The following is a 16,733-nucleotide window of genomic DNA, read 5'->3' on the forward strand; positions in this document are numbered from 1 at the left end:
TACTTGGGTTTTACAAATGTATCGGCGCACCGCCTGTCGATATTCGATTCGTGCACCGCAGCCTCTTTTGTTGGCACAATCGGCGGGTACTTGATTCCGGGTTGACCCGAAGCGGGAATGCCCGGCGCCATTCGGGTGCTTCAATTTGCGGACATGCACGTCGGAGCCTGTCCGTAGCCCTGATCGGGGTATGGCTTCCCGCCGGGAAAGCCGCCCCGGATTTCTGTGAGACCTTTCTTTGCATGCCTGAACCCTCTTTGCTTGCCGAACTGTGCGACGTCCGGTTTTCCTACGCCGAGCGCGCGATCCTGCGCGGCGTCAGCTTGACGATTCCGCGCGGCAAGGTCACGGCGCTCATGGGCGCCTCGGGCGGTGGCAAGACCACGGTGCTGCGGCTCATCGGCGGACAGCAGCGCGCGCAAAGCGGCCGGGTCCTGTTCGACGGCCACGACATGGGCCACCTGGACGCGCGCGGCCTGTACGCCGCCCGCCGGCGCATGGGCATGTTGTTCCAGTTCGGCGCGCTGTTTACCGACCTGAGCGTTTTCGAGAACGTGGCGTTTGCGCTACGCGAGCACACGGACCTGTCGGAGGCGCTGATCCGCGACGTCGTGCTCATGAAGCTGCACGCCGTGGGGCTGCGCGGCGCACGCGATCTGATGCCCAACGAGATATCGGGTGGCATGGCGCGGCGTGTGGCGCTGGCCCGCGCGATTGCCCTGGACCCGGAGCTCGTCATGTACGACGAGCCCTTTGCCGGGCTCGATCCGATCTCGCTGGGAACGATCGCGCAGCTGATCCGCCAGCTCAACGATGCGATGGGGCTGACGAGCATCGTGGTGTCGCACGACGTCGAGGAGACCTTCCGTTTGGCCGATCAAGTAATCATTCTGGGCGCGGGCGTGGTCGCGGCGCAGGGAACGCCCGACGAGGTGCGCGCCAGCCGCGACCCGCTGGTGCACCAGTTCGTGAACGCCCTGCCGGCGGGGCCGGTGCCGTTTCACTACCCGGGCCCCGCGCTGGCGCAGGACTTCGGCCCCGCGGGAGGGAATGCACCATGAGCGGGTACCGGCCTTCCGACATCGGCTTTGCCGTGCGCTGCAAGCTGGCCGACATCGGCACGGGCGCACGCTTGTTTGCGCGGCTGCTGCGGCTCGCCGCTGCGACCTGCATGCGGCCCGCGCTGGTGCGCGACCAGGTGCATTTCCTGGGCAACCACTCGCTGGCGATCATCGCCGTATCCGGTCTGTTCGTGGGTTTCGTTCTCGCCCTGCAGGGCTACTACACGCTGCAACGCTATGGCTCGTCCGAGGCCCTGGGGCTGCTGGTGGCCCTGTCGCTGGTGCGGGAGCTGGGGCCCGTGGTCACGGCGCTGCTGTTCGCGGGCCGTGCGGGCACCTCGCTCACGGCCGAGATCGGCCTCATGCGCGCGGGCGAGCAGCTCAGCGCGATGGAGATGATGGCCGTGGACCCGGTGCGCCGCATCCTGGCGCCCCGCTTCTGGGCCGGCGTGATCACCATGCCCTTGCTGGCAGCGGTGTTCAGCGCCGTGGGCGTGATCGGCGGCTGGGTCGTGGGCGTGCTCATGATCGGCATCGACCCGGGGGCTTTCTGGAGCCAGATGCAGGGGGGCGTGAACGTCTGGAAGGACCTGGGCAATGGCGTGCTCAAGAGCCTGGTTTTCGGATTCACCGTGACCTTCGTCGCCCTCTTGCAAGGCTACGCGGCGAAGCCCACGCCCGAAGGCGTGGCGCGCGCCACCACGCGTTCGGTGGTGCTGGCGTCCCTGTGCGTGCTGGCGCTGGACTTCGTCCTCACGGCGCTGATGTTCAATATTTGAGGCCGGCGCTGCCGGCAGATGAAGGAATTCCATGCAAGCTTCCAAAAACGATTTCTGGGTCGGTCTCTTCGTCATGCTGGGGGTTGCGGCGCTGGTGTTTCTGGCGCTGCAGTCGGCCAACCTGCTGAGCCTGAACTTCCAGCCGGGCTACCGCATCACGGCCCGTTTCGAGAACATTGGCGGGCTCAAACCCCAGGCCGCGGTGCGCAGCGCCGGCGTGCTGGTCGGGCGCGTCGAGTCCATCGCATTCGACGACAAGACCTACCAGGCGCAGGTCACCCTGGCCATGGAGAAGCGCTACGCGTTCCCCAAGGACAGCTCGCTGAAGATACTCACCAGCGGCCTGCTGGGTGAGCAATACATCGGCGTCGAAGCCGGAGCGGACGAGAAGAATCTGGCCGCGGGCGATACGGTCACCGCGACCCAGTCGGCCGTGGTGCTGGAAAACATCATCGGACAATTCCTTTATGGCAAGGCCGAAGAAAGCGGAAAATCTGCCGCGACGGGCAACAGAAAATGACGCACCCTGCACACCACACGACCCGGCCCCATGGCGTGGGCAACAGGCCCCCCGCAATGCGTCTGGTGGCCAGCCTGGCGCTCAGCACAGCCCTGCTTACCGGCTGCGCAACCGTCGCCAACCCGGACCCGCGCGATCCGCTGGAGTCGTACAACCGGGGCATGACGACATTCAACGAGCATGTCGATACCCTGCTCCTGCGGCCCGTGGCGACGGCCTACCGGGAGGCCGTGCCCGCTCCCGTGCGCACGGGCGTGAGCAACTTCTTTGCAAACGTCGGAGACCTCTGGTCGTTCGTGAACAACGTGCTGCAAGGGCGTGGCGAGGCGGCGGGGAATAGTTTCATACGCTTCAACGTGAACACCTTCCTGGGCCTGGGCGGCGTGCTGGACATTGCCAGCGAAATGGGAATCGACCGCTACAGGCAGGACTTTGGCCTCACCCTCGGGCGTTGGGGCGTGGGCACGGGGCCTTATCTGGTGTTGCCGCTTCTGGGGCCGTCAACGGTGCGCGACGCCTTTGCGCTGCCCGTGGATACGCAGGGCAATCTGCTCAATCATGTGGACCCCCTCTCGGCGCGCAATTCGCTGTACGCGCTGCGCGTGGTGGACCTGCGCAGCAACCTGCTGCGCGCCAGTTCCGTGCTCGACAGCGCCGCGCTGGACAAGTACAGCTTCATGCGCGATGTGTTCCTGCAGGTGCGCAGCCAGGCCGGCGAGGCGAACAACCCGGACGAAGACGAGGAGGACACCAACGAGGGCGTGCTCCCCGAGGAGCCCTTCGGCGATGCGTCGCCGCGCAAGAAACCCGGCGCGGCACGCCCTTGACGACGCACCCTCTTGGCTCGCATGCATGCCAGCCCCCTGAAATTCAAAGCAACTGCCCACACTGATTGAAAGGCAAGACCATGATGAACCGACGTTCCCTGGGGCGTACCACCCTTTGCTTGGCGGCCAGCGCGTCGCTGGGCCTGCCGTTGCCGGCCCTGGCCGGGGATGAGGCCGCAGACGCGCTGGTCAAGCGCTTGACGAACGGTGTGCTCGACGCCGTGAAGTCCGACAAGAGCATCCAGAACGGCGAGTTGGACAAGCTCGTTGCGTTGGTCGACAGGACCGTGATGCCGCACGTCAACTTCCGCCGCATCACGGCGGCAACGGTGGGCCCGGGCTGGCGCCAGGCCACGCCCGAGCAGCAAAAGCGGCTGCAGGAGGAATTCAAGATACTGCTCGTGCGCACCTACGCGGGCGCGCTCACGCGGGTCAGTGAGCAAACCGTTCAGGTCCGGCCCCTGCGCGCCGCGCCGCAGGACAAGGACGTGCTCGTGCGCACCGAGATCCTCGGCCGGGGAGCCCCCATACAACTCGACTATCGCCTTGAAAAAACCCCAGGCAATGGCGCTGGCTGGAAGATCTACAACATGAACGTGCTCGGCGTCTGGCTGGCGGAGACCTACCGGAGCCAGTTCACGCAGGTGATCAACACCCGGGGCATCGATGGCCTGATCGAAACGCTGGTCGAGCGCAACAAGGCGAATGCGGCCAAGGGCTGACAGGCTCCCTGCGAATATGCTGGTACTCCCTTCCGAACTCACCCAGCGCCAGGCCACGGCCTGTCTGCGCGAACTCATGCAGGGGCTCAGGGCAGAGCAGGCGCCCGCCGTGGTCGTGGACGCGACGGCCACGGCGGTGTTTGACAGCGCGGCGCTGGCCGTGTTGCTCGAATGCCGGCGCGCGGTGCTGGCCCAGGGCCGGACCTTTGCCGTGCAAGGCATGCCGGCGGCGCTCGCCGGCATGGCGGGGCTCTACGGCGTGGACAGCCTGCTCGCGGCAGCGGGCTGAGCCGGCGGCCCCGGCCCCGGGAGCGGGCGTCAGCTTTTGCGGATCGTGGTGATCAGGTATTCCACCGCCTGGAGCACGGCCGGCATGCCGCCGCGGATCATGCCGGCGTCAACGTAGTACCGGCCCGCGACGCCCATTGAGGGGACCCCTTCCACGGCGTAGGAATCCTGCAATTGCGTTGCGTGCCGGACCTTGTTCGCCACGTTGAACGAGTTGTAGATTTCCTTGAACTTGGCGGCGTTCACGCCCTGCGCGCCCACCCAGGCGAGAATTTCCTCGTCCCTGCCGAGGGGCTTCTTCTCCACGTGGATCGTACGGAACACCTTGGCGTGCAGTTCGTCGATCTTGCCCATGGCTTCGAGCGCGTAAAACAGCTTTTGCTGGGGCACGTAGCTCGCCTGGAACGCGATGGGCACGCGGCGGATGACCCGGTCCTTGGGCGCGGCCTTGATCCAGGCCTGCAGCATGGGCTCGAAATCATGGCAATGCGGGCAGTAGTACCAGAAGAATTCGAGCACCTCGACCTTGCCGGCGGGCGCGTCGGGTTTCACGGGCGGATCGAGCCGCTTGAAGTCCTTGCCCTCCATGAACTGGCGCACTTGGGCCAGCGCAGGCGGGGCCGCGGGCAGCGCCAGGGCAGATGCGGTGACCGCGGCAGACAGGGAAAACTCACGGCGTTTCATGGCAAAGACTCTCCAGGTTCAGGGAAAAAAGCGCGGCCCGAGGGGGCAGGGAAGCGCAAGCCCGCAGGCAGGAACATTGCGCGGCTTGCGCAGTGTACTGAGGCGCATCAGAAGGAATGCAGCGATTTCATTTCGTGCCACTATTTACGGGCCGGCGCATCAGTGTGCGACCCGGATCAGCGTCGAATCCACCCCGGCACCGTCGAGCTTTTCCTTGAACTGCTCGGCGTCGCTGCGCTTGGTGAACGGGCCCACGCGCACGCGAAAAACGGGCCGGCCGTTCTGCTCGCGCGCGCTCACGCGGGCCTCCCAGCCGAGCATGGCGAGCTTGGCGCGCTGCGTGTCGGCGTCTGACTGGGTGCGGAAGGCGCCGGCCTGCACAAAGTAGTCGAACGGGTCCGGGCTGCCCTGGGCCGCCTTGGCCATGGCCAGATCGGTCAAAGGGTCGTCGCCGGGCTTGCTTTCGACCTTGGCCTCGGACGCTGCGGCGCGCGCATCCGGCGCTGCGGCGGAATCCGGGGCCGACGCGGCGGAGGCCGGGGTGACGGGGCGGGCCGGATTCTTTCCGTACAACGGCGCGTTCGGGTCCCAGTCCTTGTTCTTGCGGGATTCGGCGGCGTCCATGTCGGCGCCCCAGCCCAGGCTCCTGTTGAGGAACGGAATCGGTACCTTGGTCACGTAAACGGCCACGGCCAGGGCAAGGCCCAGGCCGACGACGACGCCGACGATGAAACCGGCGAGGCCTGCCCCCGTCTGTTGCTTTTTCATGGTGATGACTGTCTACATTCTGTCTGGGGCCGATACGCCCAGAACGGCCAAGCCATTGTGCAATACCTGCGCGGTCGCAGCGACGAGGGCCAGGCGTGCGCGCTTGACGGTTTCATCGTCTACCAGGATGCGCTGCGCGTCGTAGTAGCTGTGGTAGCTGGCGGCCAGGTCGCGCAGGTAGAAGGCGACGTCGTGCGGCGCCGTGCCCTCGGTCGCTGCCACGAGCATCTCGGGGTATTTGGCCAGATGCAGCATCAGGGCCTGGGCCTGGGGGGCTTCCAGGCTGGACAGGTCCGCGTCCCGGAGCGTGGCCGCCGCGTCGTCGCCCGGCTGCGCCAGCGACTCCTGCCAGGTGCGCAGCACCGAGCGGATGCGCGCATGCGCGTACTGCACGTAGTACACCGGGTTGTCGTTGTTCTGCGCCACGGCCAGGTCCACGTCGAAGCTGTATTCGGTGTCGGGCTTGCGGCTGAGCAGGAGGAAGCGCACCGCGTCCTTGCTGGTCCATTCGATCAGGTCGCGCAGCGTCACGTAGCTGCCCGCGCGCTTGCTGATCTTGACCTCCGCGCCGCCCCTGAGCACGCGCACCATGGTGTGCAGCACGTAGTCGGGGTAGCCCTGGGGAATTCCCGCGCCGGCCGCCTGCAGGCCGGCGCGCACGCGGGCGACGGTGCCGTGGTGGTCCATTCCCTGGATGTTCACGACCTTGGCGTAGCCGCGCTCCCATTTGTCGATGTGGTAGGCCACGTCGGAGACGAAGTAGGTGTACGTGCCGTCCTGCTTGCGCATGACGCGGTCCTTGTCGTCGCCGTAGTCGGTACTCCTGAGCCACAGGGCGCCGTCGCGTGCATAGGTTTTGCCGTTCGCCACCAGCCGCCGGACCGTGGCCTCGACGTGGCCGCCGGTGTACAGGCTGGACTCCAGGAAGTACGCGTCGAACCGGAGGTGGAAGGCCTGCAGGTCCTTGTCCTGCTCGTTGCGCAGATAGGCCACGGCAAACTGGCGGATGGCTTCGGGGTCGTCCACGTCGCCGCTGGCCGTGAACTCCCGGTCGTCGGCGCGCACGGTCTTGCGGGCGCGGAAGTCGTTTGCAATGTCCTGGATGTAGTCGCCGTTGTAGAACGCCTTGCTCGCCGGATCCCCGGGGTCGGTGGGCCAGCATGCGTCGCCAGGCTTGAAGCCCTTGGCGCGCAGCCGCGTGCTGTGCGTCAGCGTCTCGATCTGCACGCCCGCGTCGTTGTAGTAGAACTCGCGGTGCACCTTCCAGCCCTGGGTGGCAAACAGGTTGCTGATCGCGTCGCCGAGCGCGGCCTGGCGGCCGTGGCCCACGTGCAGCGGGCCCGTGGGGTTGGCAGAGACGAACTCGACGAGCACCTGCCGGCCGTTTTCTGGCGCGCAGCCATAGCGCGCGCCCGCGGCCAGCACCTCGCGCACGACTTCCTGCCGGGCTGCGGGCAGCAGGCGGATATTGATGAAACCGGGGCCCGCGACGTCGATGTCCGACACCCAGCGCTGGAACGCCGGCCTGCCGCGCAGCGCGCTGCGCAGGCTTTCGGCCAATTCGCGGGGATTGCGCTCGAGCGGGCGGGCCAGTTGCATCGCGGCGGTGCAGGCGAAATCGCCATGCGCCGCGACCTTCGGGGATTCGAACGCCGCCTTGGCGCCAGCGCCTGGCGACAGGATTTCCAACTCGGCTGCAAGCGCAGCGAGCAGTTCATTTTTGGCTCTGAGCATCGGCGGATTTTACCGGGGCGACCGCGCGGGGCCGCTGCCGCGCAACCCACGAGGCAAGCACAATGGCCGACGCGCTGCGCTGGACCTTGGCAGGGCTTCTTTTCTGGGCGGCGGGAATAGGACCGAGGACAGCGCCAAACCTTCATTCTCGAGTACCCGGTTCCGAATGGAAGCCGCTTGCTATAGCGCCATGGACGGCGTGCGCAGATAGGGCGCGAGGTACTGCCCCGTATGGCTCGCCGGGTTGGCCGCCAGGTCCTCGGGGGTTCCCACGCCGACCACGCTGCCGCCGCCGGCGCCGCCCTCGGGGCCCATGTCGATGAGCCAGTCGGCGGTTTTGATCACGTCCAGGTTGTGCTCGATGATGACGATGGTGTTGCCCGCGTCGCGCAGCTGGTGCAGCACCCGGAGCAGCAGGTCGATGTCGGCAAAGTGCAGACCGGTCGTGGGCTCGTCCAGGATGTAGAGCGTGCGGCCGGTGTCGCGCTTGCTCAGTTCCTGCGCCAGCTTCACGCGCTGCGCCTCGCCGCCCGAGAGCGTGGTCGCCGCCTGGCCCAGGCGGATGTACGACAGGCCCACGTCGAGCAGCGTCTGCAGCTTGCGCGCGATCGCGGGCTGGTCCTTGAAGAAGGCAAACGCGTCTTCCACCGTCAGTTCCAGAATCTGCGCGATGCTCCGGCCCTTCCACAGCACCTGCAGCGTCTCGCGGTTGTAGCGCTCGCCGTGGCAGACGTCGCAGGGCACGTACAGGTCGGGCAGAAAGTGCATCTCCACCTTCACCACGCCGTCGCCCTGGCAGGCCTCGCAGCGGCCGCCGGCGACGTTGAAGCTGAAGCGCCCGGGGCCGTAGCCGCGTTCCCTGGCGCTCGGCACCTCGGCCATGAGCTCGCGGATGGGCGTGAACAGGCCGGTGTAGGTCGCCGGGTTGCTGCGCGGCGTGCGCCCGATGGGCGACTGATCGACGTTGATGACCTTGTCGAAGTATTCGATTCCGACGATCTCCTCGTGCGGCGCGGGCTCTTCGTGCGCGCGGTGGACCCGGCGCGCCACGGCGGCGTACAGCGTGTCGTTGACCAGCGTGCTCTTGCCCGAACCCGAGACGCCCGTGACGCAGGTGAGCAGGCCGACGGGGAAGTCCACGCTCACGCCGCGCAGGTTGTTTCCCGTGGCGCCGACCACGCGCAGCGTCTGCAGCGTGCCCTCTTGGCGGGCGGGGTGTTCGGCGTGGCGTTTGCCGGCCCGGGCCTCGGGAAAGCGCGGCCTGCCCTTGGTCGCCGCCACCGGCGCATCCTGCGCGGGCGCGGGCAGCGGCAGCCAGGGCCTGCGGCGCCCGGGCAGCGCGATCGACAGGCTGCCGGCCAGGTAGCGGCCGGTGAGCGAATCCGGGTGCTGGCACACTTGCTCGTAGCTGCCCTGCGCCATCACGCAGCCGCCGTGCACGCCCGCGCCCGGGCCCATGTCGATGATCTGGTCCGCGGCGCGCATCATGTCCCGGTCGTGTTCCACCACGATCACGCTGTTGCCGATGTCGCGCAGGTGTTGCAGCGTGGCGATGAGCCGTTCGTTGTCACGCTGGTGCAGGCCGATGCTGGGCTCGTCGAGCACGTACATCACGCCGGTCAGGCCCGAGCCGATCTGCGACGCCAGGCGGATGCGCTGCGCCTCGCCGCCGGAGAGCGTTTCGGCGCTGCGCTCCAGGCTCAGATAGCCCAGGCCCACGTCGTTGAGGAATTGCAGGCGCGTGGCGATCTCGCGCACCACCCGGTCGGCGATTTCCGCCTTCGCGCCGCTGAGCCTGAGCGCGCGGAACCAGGCCTGCGCGTCGTTCAGCGTGGCGCGGCCGATTTCATGAATCGCGCGCGCCTGGGGGCCCTCGCCGAGCATCACGTGGCGCGCCTCGCGGCGCAGGCGCGCGCCCTGGCATTCGGGGCAGGGCTGGGTGCTGCGGTAGTGCGCCAGGTCTTCGCGCACGAGCGCCGAATCGGTCTCGCGGTAGCGCCGCGCCAGGTTCGGCACGATGCCTTCGAAGGCGTGCTTTCTGATCCGGGTCTGGCCGGTCTTCTCGCCGTCGAGGACGTAGTCGAAGGCGATCTGCTCCTCGCCCGAGCCGTGCAAAACGGCCCGCTGGACCTTGGCGGGCAGCGATTCGAAGGAGGCTTCCACGTCGAAGCCGTAATGCCTGGCCAGGCTTTCGAGCAGCGCAAAACAGTGGCCGTTGCGCCGGTCCCAGCCCTTGATCGCGCCGCTCGCCAGGCTGAGCGTGGGAAAGGCCACCACGCGCACCGCGTCGAACACTTCGCGCTGGCCGATGCCGTCGCACGCCGGGCAGGCGCCCAGGGGCGAGTTGAAGGAAAACAGGCGCGGCTCGAGTTCCGCCAGCGCGTAGCTGCACAGGGGACAGGCGAACCGGGAACTGAACAGGTGTTCCTGGCCGTTGTCCATCTCCAGCGCCAGCACCCGGCCCTGCGTGCCGCCCACGCGCAGCGCGGCCTCCATGCTCTCGGCCAGGCGCTGCTGCATGTCGGGGCGCACCTTGATGCGGTCGATCACCACGTCGATGTCGTGCTTCTCGGTCTTCCTGAGCGCGGGCAGGTTTTCGTGTTCGTGGATCAGCCCGTCCACGCGAAAACGGACGTAGCCCAGCGCCTGCATCTGCGCAAACAGGTCGGTGAATTCGCCCTTTCTGCCGCGCGCCACGGGGGCCAGCACCATCAGGCGCGTGTCCTGCGGCAGGGCGAGCACGGCATCGACCATCTGGCCCACGGTCTGCGCGGCCAGCGGCAGGCCATGCTCGGGGCAGAACGGCGTGCCCGCGCGCGCGTACAGCAGGCGCAGGTAGTCGTGGATCTCGGTGACCGTTCCCACGGTGGAGCGCGGGTTGTGGCTGCTGGCCTTTTGCTCGATCGCAATCGCCGGCGACAGGCCCTCGATCAGATCGACGTCGGGCTTGTCCAGCCGCCCCAGGAACTGGCGCGCGTAGGCCGACAGGCTCTCCACGTAGCGCCGCTGCCCCTCGGCGTAGAGCGTGTCGAACGCCAGGCTGGACTTGCCCGACCCCGACAGCCCGGTGACCACCACGAGCTGGTTGCGCGGGATGTCGAGGTCGATGTTCCTGAGGTTGTGCGTGCGCGCGCCCCGGATGCTGATGCGCTGCGCGCGCAGCGCGCGGGCCAGATACTTGTCGTCGGCAGGGAGATCGTCATCGGCAGCAGGAAATGAGCTCACGGCGCAGGTTCGGAGAGGAAAACCCGCCATGATAGGCGACGGGCCAGCGGCAGGCGGCGCCTGCGGCCCATCGGTCCCGGAGCGCCAGAGCGCAGACCTCGGGCAGGGGATGCGCGAGAATGCCGGCTTTGCCCCATGCGCACCGCCGTGCCAGATCCCTTGTCCATACCTTCTTCGGGCGCCGCAGTGTCGGAGCAAGCCCTCCCCGCCCACGCCAGCCATTCCATGACCGCGCTGGAGCGCCGCTCCAGCGTTGGCCTGGCGCTGATCTTCGCGCTGCGCATGCTGGGGCTGTTCCTGGTGCTGCCCGTGTTCGCCCTGGAAGCGCGCAGCTACCCCGGGGGGGACGACCCCGCGCTGGTCGGTCTGGCCATGGGCATTTATGGCCTGACGCAGGCGCTGCTGCAATTGCCGCTGGGCCTGGCGTCGGACCGCTTGGGCCGCAAGCCGGTGATCGTTCTCGGCCTGCTGGTATTTGCCGCCGGCAGCCTGCTCGCCGCGCGTGCCGATTCGCTCACCGGGCTGCTCGCGGGCCGCGCGCTGCAGGGCGCCGGCGCCGTGTCGGCCGCCGTGATGGCGCTGCTCGCCGACCAGACGCGCGACGCCGTGCGCACCAAGGCCATGGCGCTGGTCGGCGGCGGCGTGGGCCTGGTGTTTGCCGTGGCACTCGTCGCGGCGCCCGTGCTGGCGGCGCGGATCGGGCTTTCCGGGCTGTTCGGCCTGACCTGCGCGCTGGCGCTCGCGGGCGTTGCCGTGCTGCTGGGCTGCGTTCCGGCAGAGGCCGAGCGGCGCAGGGACGCCGTGCGTGCACGGCTGGCCGACGCCTGGGCGCACCCGGACCTGCTGCGCCTGAACCTGGGCGTGTTCGTTTTGCACACCGTGCAGCTGTGCATGTGGGTCGCGGTTCCCGCCCTGCTCGTGCAGGCCGGCCTCGCCAAGGACCTGCACTGGCAGCTGTACCTGCCCGCCGTCGTGCTGTCGTTTGCCACCCTGGGCGGACTGTTTGCGCTGGAGCGCGCCGGCCGGCTGCGCGCCGCGCTGCTCGGGGCGATTGCGCTGATTCTTGCGGTGCAGGCCGGGCTCGGCGTGCTGGCCGCGAGCGGCAGCGCGCCGACGCTGTGGCTGCTCGGCCCCCTGCTGTTCGTCTTTTTCTGCGGCTTCAACGCGCTCGAGGCGAGCCAGCCCAGTCTCGTCTCGCGCATGGCGCCTGCTGCGCTGCGCGGCGCGGCGCTGGGCAGCTACAACACCATGCAGTCGCTGGGCCTGTTCGCCGGCGGCGCGCTGGGCGGTGCGCTGCTGAAATGGGCCGGCGCCCCCGGTCTGTTTGCCGCGACCAGCGCGCTCACTGCCCTGTGGCTGCTGCTGACCTGGCCCTTGCGGCCCGTGGGGCGAAGCCCATGAGTTGCCAGCCAAGTAGTCAGAAGCCGGACACCTCCGCGCGGCCGCGTCCGTTGACTCCATCCGAGATCGAATCGCTGCGGCAAGACATGAAGCAATCCATGGAGTGGATGGAGGTTGAACTGCGTCGTCGGCACGAACAGGCCGGCAGCAAGCCTTTATTGAAACACCCCTGAGCGAGCCGCCTGCGGCCTGGCTCAGGGTCAGTTTCTGCCCCGCTGCATGCGGCGGGAGCAGGCCTTAACCGCCCCGGCGCATCATGTCGAAGAAGTCCACGTTCGTCTTGGTGGCCCTCATGTTCTTGATCATGAGCTCCATGGATTCGATCTCGTCCATGTTGTACATGAACTGGCGCAGGATGCGGGTCTTTTGCAGGATTTCGGGCGCGAGCAGCAGTTCCTCGCGGCGCGTTCCGCTCTTGTTGAGTTCGATCGCCGGGAACACGCGCTTTTCGTACAGACGGCGGTTGAGGTGGATTTCGCAGTTGCCCGTGCCCTTGAATTCTTCAAAGATCACCTCGTCCATGCGGCTGCCGGTATCGACCAGCGCCGTGGCGACGATGGTCAGCGATCCGCCTTCCTCGACCTTGCGCGCGGCGCCAAAGAAACGCTTGGGGCGCTGCAGCGCGGCGGCGTCCACTCCGCCCGAGAGCACCTTGCCCGAGGAGGGCACCACGTTGTTGTAGGCGCGCGCCAGGCGGGTGATTGAGTCGAGCAGGATCACCACGTCCTTCTTGAGCTCGACCAGGCGCTTGGCGCGCTCGATGACCATTTCGGCGACGTGCACGTGGCGCGCGGCGGGCTCGTCGAAGGTCGAGGCGATGATCTCGCCCTTGACCGTGCGCTGCATTTCGGTCACTTCCTCGGGGCGCTCGTCGACGAGCAGCACCATCAGGTGCACGTCGGGGTTGTTCGCCGTGATGGCGTGGGCGATGTGCTGCATCATCACCGTCTTGCCGCTCTTGGGCGGGGCAACGATGAGCGCCCGCTGGCCGCGGCCCAGGGGCGCGATGATGTCGATGATGCGGCCGGTGATGTTCTCCTCGCCCTTGATCTCGCGCTCCAGGCGCATCTGCTCCTTGGGGAACAGCGGCGTCAGGTTTTCGAACATCACCTTGTGCTTGTTCTGCTCCGGCGGGCCGCCGTTGACGGCGTCGAGCTTGGTCAGGGCAAAGTAGCGCTCGCCGTCCTTGGGCGTGCGCACCTCGCCTTCGATCATGTCGCCGGTGTGCAGGTTGAAGCGGCGCACCTGGCTCGGCGAGATGTAGATGTCGTCGGTGCTCGCGGTGAAACTGGTGTCGGGGCTGCGCAGAAAGCCGAAGCCGTCGGGCAGGATTTCCAGCACCCCGTCGGCAAACACCTGCTCGCCCGCCTTGGCGCGCTTTTTGATGATCGCGAACATCAGCTCCTGCTTGCGCATGCGGCCGGTGTTTTCGATGTCGAGTTCTTCGGCCTGCTTGAGGACTTCAGACACATGCAGTGCCTTGAGTTCGTTTAAGTGCATGGATCGACTCCTGGACGGAGTGGGGGGGTGAATCTTGGGGGAGGGTGGGCGCCGGGTGGGCTGCTGGCTAGCAGGTCCGGTCTGCCTGGGGTCTCGGCGCTGCATGCCATAAGCGGTGTGCAGCCCGATGGTCGGGGGCGATTATGACAGGAAAAATGGGTGTGCTGCACGGGGGGACGCCATCGCGCAAGCAGGCCCGCACGGCGCCCGATGGGTCAGGCCAGCTGCTGATCGATGAAGGCGGTGAGCTGGGTCAGGGCCATGGCGCCGACCTTGGTCGCGGCCAGCTGGCCGTCCTTGAACAGCATCAGCGTGGGGACGCCGCGGATGCCGAAGCGCGCGTGCGTCTCGCGGTTCTTGTCGACGTCCATCTTCGCCACCTGCAGCCTGCCCTGGTAGTTGTCCGCGACCTCGTCCAGGATCGGCTCCATCATCTTGCAAGGGCCGCACCATGGGGCCCAGCAGTCCACCAGCACCGGGGTGCCGGCCTGCAGCACGTCGGCGTCAAAGCTGGCGTCGGAGACATGTTTGATGAGTTCGCTGGCCATGGGCGGATTCCTGGTTTTGGCGCGGGTGGCGCCCCGTGTTCGCTTAAAGTCCGGGAATTGTGACAGAAACCCATCCCACGCACGGCGCTGCGGCCGGCGCTTGCGCGGCTCCGGCTGGCGCAGTCCCGGGCGAGCGCTGCGCTGCCTTGTGGCAGGGTGTTTTCGCGCGGGTGGCGCAGCATATGCACGCGCAGGGCGCGCACCCTGCGCGCACCGTGGTGCTGCTGCCGTACGCCCAGCTCATGCCCTGGGCGCAGCAGCATTGGGCCCTGCAGCACGCCGAGGGGTTTGCCCCGCGGTTCGAGACCACGCGCAGCTGGGCCTGCAGGCTCGCGGCCTTCGTTCCCCAGGGCGACGATTTCTCGGGCGATGCGGCGCGCGACACCCTGGGTGCGCGCGCGCTGCTCGAGCGCGCCGGCCTTGCGGCCCAGTGCGACATGCTGGCCACGCCCTTGCAGGAGGCGGCCGCCGAACTGGCGCCGGTGGTGGCGGCCGTTGTCCCTGAGCAGCGTGCGGCCTGGGCCGTCCAGGCGCGCGGCTTGCTGCCGCCGGCGGACGCAGGCTCGGCGCTGCGCTTCGAAGCCACCGCGCTGCGCATTGCGCTGGAATGGGCGCTGGCCTCGCGCCACGCCAGCGACGTGCTGTTCGAGCCCGGGGTGCGCGGCGCGGTCGATGCCCTGGTGCTGCTGCAGGGCTTTCAGGAGGATCCGCTGGCGCAGGCCCTGCGGGCCCATTGGGGCGCCAAGGCGCTGAGCTTGGCGCTGCCGCAGCCCGGCGCCTCGGGCCGCATCGCGCTGCACACGGCGCAGGACGCCGAGGACGAAGCCCAGCGCGCCGCCGCCTGCGTGCTGGCGCACATGGCCGCCGGCCGCACCCCGGTGGCGCTGGCGGCCAACGACCGCGCCCTCACGCGCCGCATCGCCGCGCACCTGGCCGGCTGCGGCGTCGCGCTGCGCGACGAGAGCGGGTGGACGCTTTCCACCACGCGGGCCGCCGCGCAGCTGATGGCGACGCTCAGGGCCTGCGCCCGGGACGCGTCCGCCGACGACCTGCTCGACGCGCTGAAACACGCCGCCGCCATCGCGCCGGACGCGCTCGCCGCGCTCGAGCGGGCCCTGCGCCAGGCCCCGGTGGCCGCCTGGACGGACGCCGCCGCGCGCGACTGGTCGGGCAAGCCCGCCGTGGCCGCGTGCGTCGCGCGCGCGCAGGAATGGCGCGCCGGCCTGCACGCACCGCGCCCGCTCGCGCAGTGGTTGCAGGCGCTGCGCGCTCTGCTCGTGGCCAGCGGCCAATGGAACGGGCTCGCGCAGGACGCCGCCGGCGCCCGCGTGCTCGCCGCCTTGCGGTTGCAGGCGGGCCAGGAGGCGCAGTTCGACGGCTGCGACGGCGCTGGCCGGCGCATGGCGCTGGCCGAATTCACCCGCTGGGCTGACGAGGTGCTCGAAGCCGAGCGCTTCGTCCCCCCCCCGGTGGGCGACGCCCCCGTGGTCATCCTGCCCCTGCCCCAGCTGCTGGCGCGGCCGTTCGCGGCGCTGGTGCTTCCCGGCTGCGACGAGAAGCGCCTGCCGCCCGTGCCGGACCCCGTGGGCAGCTGGAGTCGGGCGCAGCGCCAGGCCTGGGGCTTGCCCACGCGCGAGACGCTGGCGGCGGCGCAACGCGCCGCGTGGCACAACGCCTTGCACACGCCCGTGGTGGACCTGCTCTGGCGCAGCGGCGACGACGGCGGCGAGCCGCTGCTGGCCAGCGCGCTGGTGCTCGCGCTGCAACTCGAAGGCGCGGCGTGCACCGGCGTGGACGCGCGCCGCCCGCGCAGCGTGGCCGCAGCGCCCACGCCCCGTCCCCTGCCCCAAGGGCAGGCGCTGGCGCTGCGGACGCTCTCGTCCACGGCGTACTCCGACCTGCGGCTTTGCCCCTACCGTTTCTTCGCGCTGCGCCAGCTGGGCCTGCAAGCGGCCGACGAGCTCGCCGGCGAGGTGGACAAACGCGACTTCGGCAACTGGCTGCACGCGGTGCTGCAGGCGTTTCACGAGGACCTTCTGCGCGCGCCCGCGGACGACCCCGCGACCCGCGTGGCGCGCCTGGACGGCGCGGCGCAGGCCGTCACGCAAAAGCAGGGCCTGGGCGCGGGCGAGTTTCTGCCGTTCGCCGCCGGCTGGCCCCCGCTGCGCGACGGCTATCTGCACTGGCTGGCGCAGCACGAGGGCGCCGGCGCCAGCTTCCGGCAGGCCGAGCAGCGCGCCACCCGCCCCCTGGGCCCGGTGCAACTCGTGGGCAGCATCGACCGCATCGACTGCGTCGCGGCCGCAGACGCAGCCGCCAACGGGCCGCAGACGCTGCTCATCGACTACAAGACCGAGGACGTCGGCAAGACGCGCCAGCGCCTGCGCGCCGGCGCGCAAGACACCCAGCTGGCCTTCTACGCCGCGCTGCTCGGCGACGACGACGGGCTGCGCGCCGCCTACGTCAACGTGGGCGAGCGCGGCCAGACGCAGATGTACGAGCAGGCCGATGTATTGCCCCTGCGCGACCTGCTGCTCGCGGGCATTGCGCACGACTTCGGGCGCATCGCCGCGGGGGCGCCGCTGCCCGCCCTGGGCGAGGGCGCGGCCTGCACGCACTGCGCGGCACGCGGCCTGTGCCGCAAAGATTTTTGGGACGCATGATTGGGACGCATGA

Annotated in this window: 14 protein-coding genes; 8 read left to right on the forward strand and 6 right to left on the reverse strand. The window is 68.8% G+C overall.

Annotated elements, in window-relative coordinates; genetic code table 11:
- The first annotated feature begins 242 nt into the window (after nucleotides 1-242).
- The 6 genes from D5041_RS06415 (at nucleotide 243) to D5041_RS06440 (ending at nucleotide 4,198) form a co-directional block, all read left to right on the forward strand.
- Complete coding sequence (locus D5041_RS06415; RefSeq protein ID WP_029554454.1) at nucleotides 243-1,061, forward strand: ABC transporter ATP-binding protein; 819 nt, start codon at nucleotides 243-245, stop codon at nucleotides 1,059-1,061.
- Nucleotides 1,058-1,840 carry a lipid asymmetry maintenance ABC transporter permease subunit MlaE gene (mlaE, locus tag D5041_RS06420; protein ID WP_010105771.1) on the forward strand — a complete coding sequence of 261 codons (783 nt, stop codon included), beginning with the start codon at nucleotides 1,058-1,060 and terminating at the stop codon, nucleotides 1,838-1,840. Before D5041_RS06415 ends, mlaE begins: the two co-directional genes overlap by 4 nt.
- Nucleotides 1,841-1,871: 31 nt before the next feature.
- On the forward strand, nucleotides 1,872-2,360 hold the full coding sequence (gene mlaD / locus D5041_RS06425; protein ID WP_010105772.1) for an outer membrane lipid asymmetry maintenance protein MlaD: 489 nt from the start codon (nucleotides 1,872-1,874) through the stop codon (nucleotides 2,358-2,360).
- 56 nt (nucleotides 2,361-2,416) lie between these two features.
- On the forward strand, nucleotides 2,417-3,187 hold the full coding sequence (locus D5041_RS06430) for an MlaA family lipoprotein (protein WP_010105774.1): 771 nt from the start codon (nucleotides 2,417-2,419) through the stop codon (nucleotides 3,185-3,187).
- An 80-nt stretch (nucleotides 3,188-3,267) separates the two neighbouring features.
- A complete protein-coding gene (locus tag D5041_RS06435) occupies nucleotides 3,268-3,909 on the forward strand; it encodes an MlaC/ttg2D family ABC transporter substrate-binding protein (protein ID WP_265284135.1) in 642 nt (213 codons plus the stop codon).
- Between the two features lie 16 nt (nucleotides 3,910-3,925).
- Nucleotides 3,926-4,198, forward strand: a complete 273-nt coding sequence (locus tag D5041_RS06440) for an STAS domain-containing protein (RefSeq protein ID WP_010105778.1) — start codon at nucleotides 3,926-3,928, stop codon at nucleotides 4,196-4,198.
- Nucleotides 4,199-4,227: 29 nt separating this feature from the next.
- On the opposite strand, the gene D5041_RS06445 is transcribed toward D5041_RS06440, so the two are convergent.
- The 4 genes from D5041_RS06445 to uvrA form a co-directional block, all read right to left on the reverse strand.
- A complete protein-coding gene (locus tag D5041_RS06445) occupies nucleotides 4,228-4,881 on the reverse strand; it encodes a thiol:disulfide interchange protein DsbA/DsbL (RefSeq protein ID WP_010105780.1) in 654 nt (217 codons plus the stop codon).
- 159 nt (nucleotides 4,882-5,040) lie between these two features.
- Entirely contained in the window at nucleotides 5,041-5,649 is a 609-nt protein-coding gene (locus D5041_RS06450; RefSeq protein WP_265284136.1) for an SPOR domain-containing protein, read from the reverse strand.
- A 12-nt stretch (nucleotides 5,650-5,661) separates the two neighbouring features.
- Nucleotides 5,662-7,383, reverse strand: coding sequence for an arginine--tRNA ligase (argS, locus tag D5041_RS06455; protein ID WP_265282602.1), 1,722 nt, complete (start codon nucleotides 7,381-7,383; stop codon nucleotides 5,662-5,664).
- A 180-nt stretch (nucleotides 7,384-7,563) separates the two neighbouring features.
- On the reverse strand, nucleotides 7,564-10,638 hold the full coding sequence (gene uvrA / locus D5041_RS06460) for an excinuclease ABC subunit UvrA (RefSeq protein ID WP_265282603.1): 3,075 nt from the start codon (nucleotides 10,636-10,638) through the stop codon (nucleotides 7,564-7,566).
- Between the two features lie 195 nt (nucleotides 10,639-10,833).
- Between uvrA and D5041_RS06465 the strand changes: the two genes are divergently transcribed.
- Nucleotides 10,834-12,009: an MFS transporter gene (locus tag D5041_RS06465; protein ID WP_265284392.1), complete on the forward strand. Its 1,176-nt coding sequence runs from the start codon at nucleotides 10,834-10,836 to the stop codon at nucleotides 12,007-12,009.
- A gap of 237 nt (nucleotides 12,010-12,246) precedes the next feature.
- On the opposite strand, the gene rho is transcribed toward D5041_RS06465, so the two are convergent.
- Nucleotides 12,247-13,509 carry a transcription termination factor Rho gene (gene rho / locus D5041_RS06470; RefSeq protein WP_010100669.1) on the reverse strand — a complete coding sequence of 421 codons (1,263 nt, stop codon included), beginning with the start codon at nucleotides 13,507-13,509 and terminating at the stop codon, nucleotides 12,247-12,249.
- Between the two features lie 215 nt (nucleotides 13,510-13,724).
- On the reverse strand, nucleotides 13,725-14,057 hold the full coding sequence (gene trxA, locus D5041_RS06475; protein WP_010100671.1) for a thioredoxin TrxA: 333 nt from the start codon (nucleotides 14,055-14,057) through the stop codon (nucleotides 13,725-13,727).
- Nucleotides 14,058-14,239: 182 nt separating this feature from the next.
- Here trxA and D5041_RS06480 point away from each other — a divergent pair, with 182 nt between their 5' ends.
- Entirely contained in the window at nucleotides 14,240-16,720 is a 2,481-nt protein-coding gene (locus D5041_RS06480; protein ID WP_265284393.1) for a PD-(D/E)XK nuclease family protein, read from the forward strand.
- Nucleotides 16,721-16,733 lie beyond the last annotated feature (13 nt).

Origin of the sequence: Verminephrobacter aporrectodeae subsp. tuberculatae (assembly GCF_026127385.1) — a bacterium.
GTDB classification, from domain to species: domain Bacteria; phylum Pseudomonadota; class Gammaproteobacteria; order Burkholderiales; family Burkholderiaceae_C; genus Acidovorax; species Acidovorax aporrectodeae.

Bases quoted from the DNA above. Each gene is read 5' to 3' on its own strand.
- mlaD (WP_010105772.1), top strand. From the start codon at position 1,872: ATGCAAGCTTCCAAAAACGATTTCTGGGTCGGTCTCTTCGTCATGCTG.
- D5041_RS06465 (WP_265284392.1), top strand. From the start codon at position 10,834: ATGACCGCGCTGGAGCGCCGCTCCAGCGTTGGCCTGGCGCTGATCTTC.
- D5041_RS06415 (WP_029554454.1), top strand. From the start codon at position 243: ATGCCTGAACCCTCTTTGCTTGCCGAACTGTGCGACGTCCGGTTTTCC.
- D5041_RS06450 (WP_265284136.1), bottom strand. From the start codon at position 5,649: ATGAAAAAGCAACAGACGGGGGCAGGCCTCGCCGGTTTCATCGTCGGC.
- D5041_RS06430 (WP_010105774.1), top strand. From the start codon at position 2,417: ATGCGTCTGGTGGCCAGCCTGGCGCTCAGCACAGCCCTGCTTACCGGC.
- mlaE (WP_010105771.1), top strand. From the start codon at position 1,058: ATGAGCGGGTACCGGCCTTCCGACATCGGCTTTGCCGTGCGCTGCAAG.
- D5041_RS06440 (WP_010105778.1), top strand. From the start codon at position 3,926: ATGCTGGTACTCCCTTCCGAACTCACCCAGCGCCAGGCCACGGCCTGT.
- D5041_RS06480 (WP_265284393.1), top strand. From the start codon at position 14,240: ATGCACGCGCAGGGCGCGCACCCTGCGCGCACCGTGGTGCTGCTGCCG.
- trxA (WP_010100671.1), bottom strand. From the start codon at position 14,057: ATGGCCAGCGAACTCATCAAACATGTCTCCGACGCCAGCTTTGACGCC.
- rho (WP_010100669.1), bottom strand. From the start codon at position 13,509: ATGCACTTAAACGAACTCAAGGCACTGCATGTGTCTGAAGTCCTCAAG.
- argS (WP_265282602.1), bottom strand. From the start codon at position 7,383: ATGCTCAGAGCCAAAAATGAACTGCTCGCTGCGCTTGCAGCCGAGTTG.
- D5041_RS06435 (WP_265284135.1), top strand. From the start codon at position 3,268: ATGATGAACCGACGTTCCCTGGGGCGTACCACCCTTTGCTTGGCGGCC.
- uvrA (WP_265282603.1), bottom strand. From the start codon at position 10,638: ATGGCGGGTTTTCCTCTCCGAACCTGCGCCGTGAGCTCATTTCCTGCT.
- D5041_RS06445 (WP_010105780.1), bottom strand. From the start codon at position 4,881: ATGAAACGCCGTGAGTTTTCCCTGTCTGCCGCGGTCACCGCATCTGCC.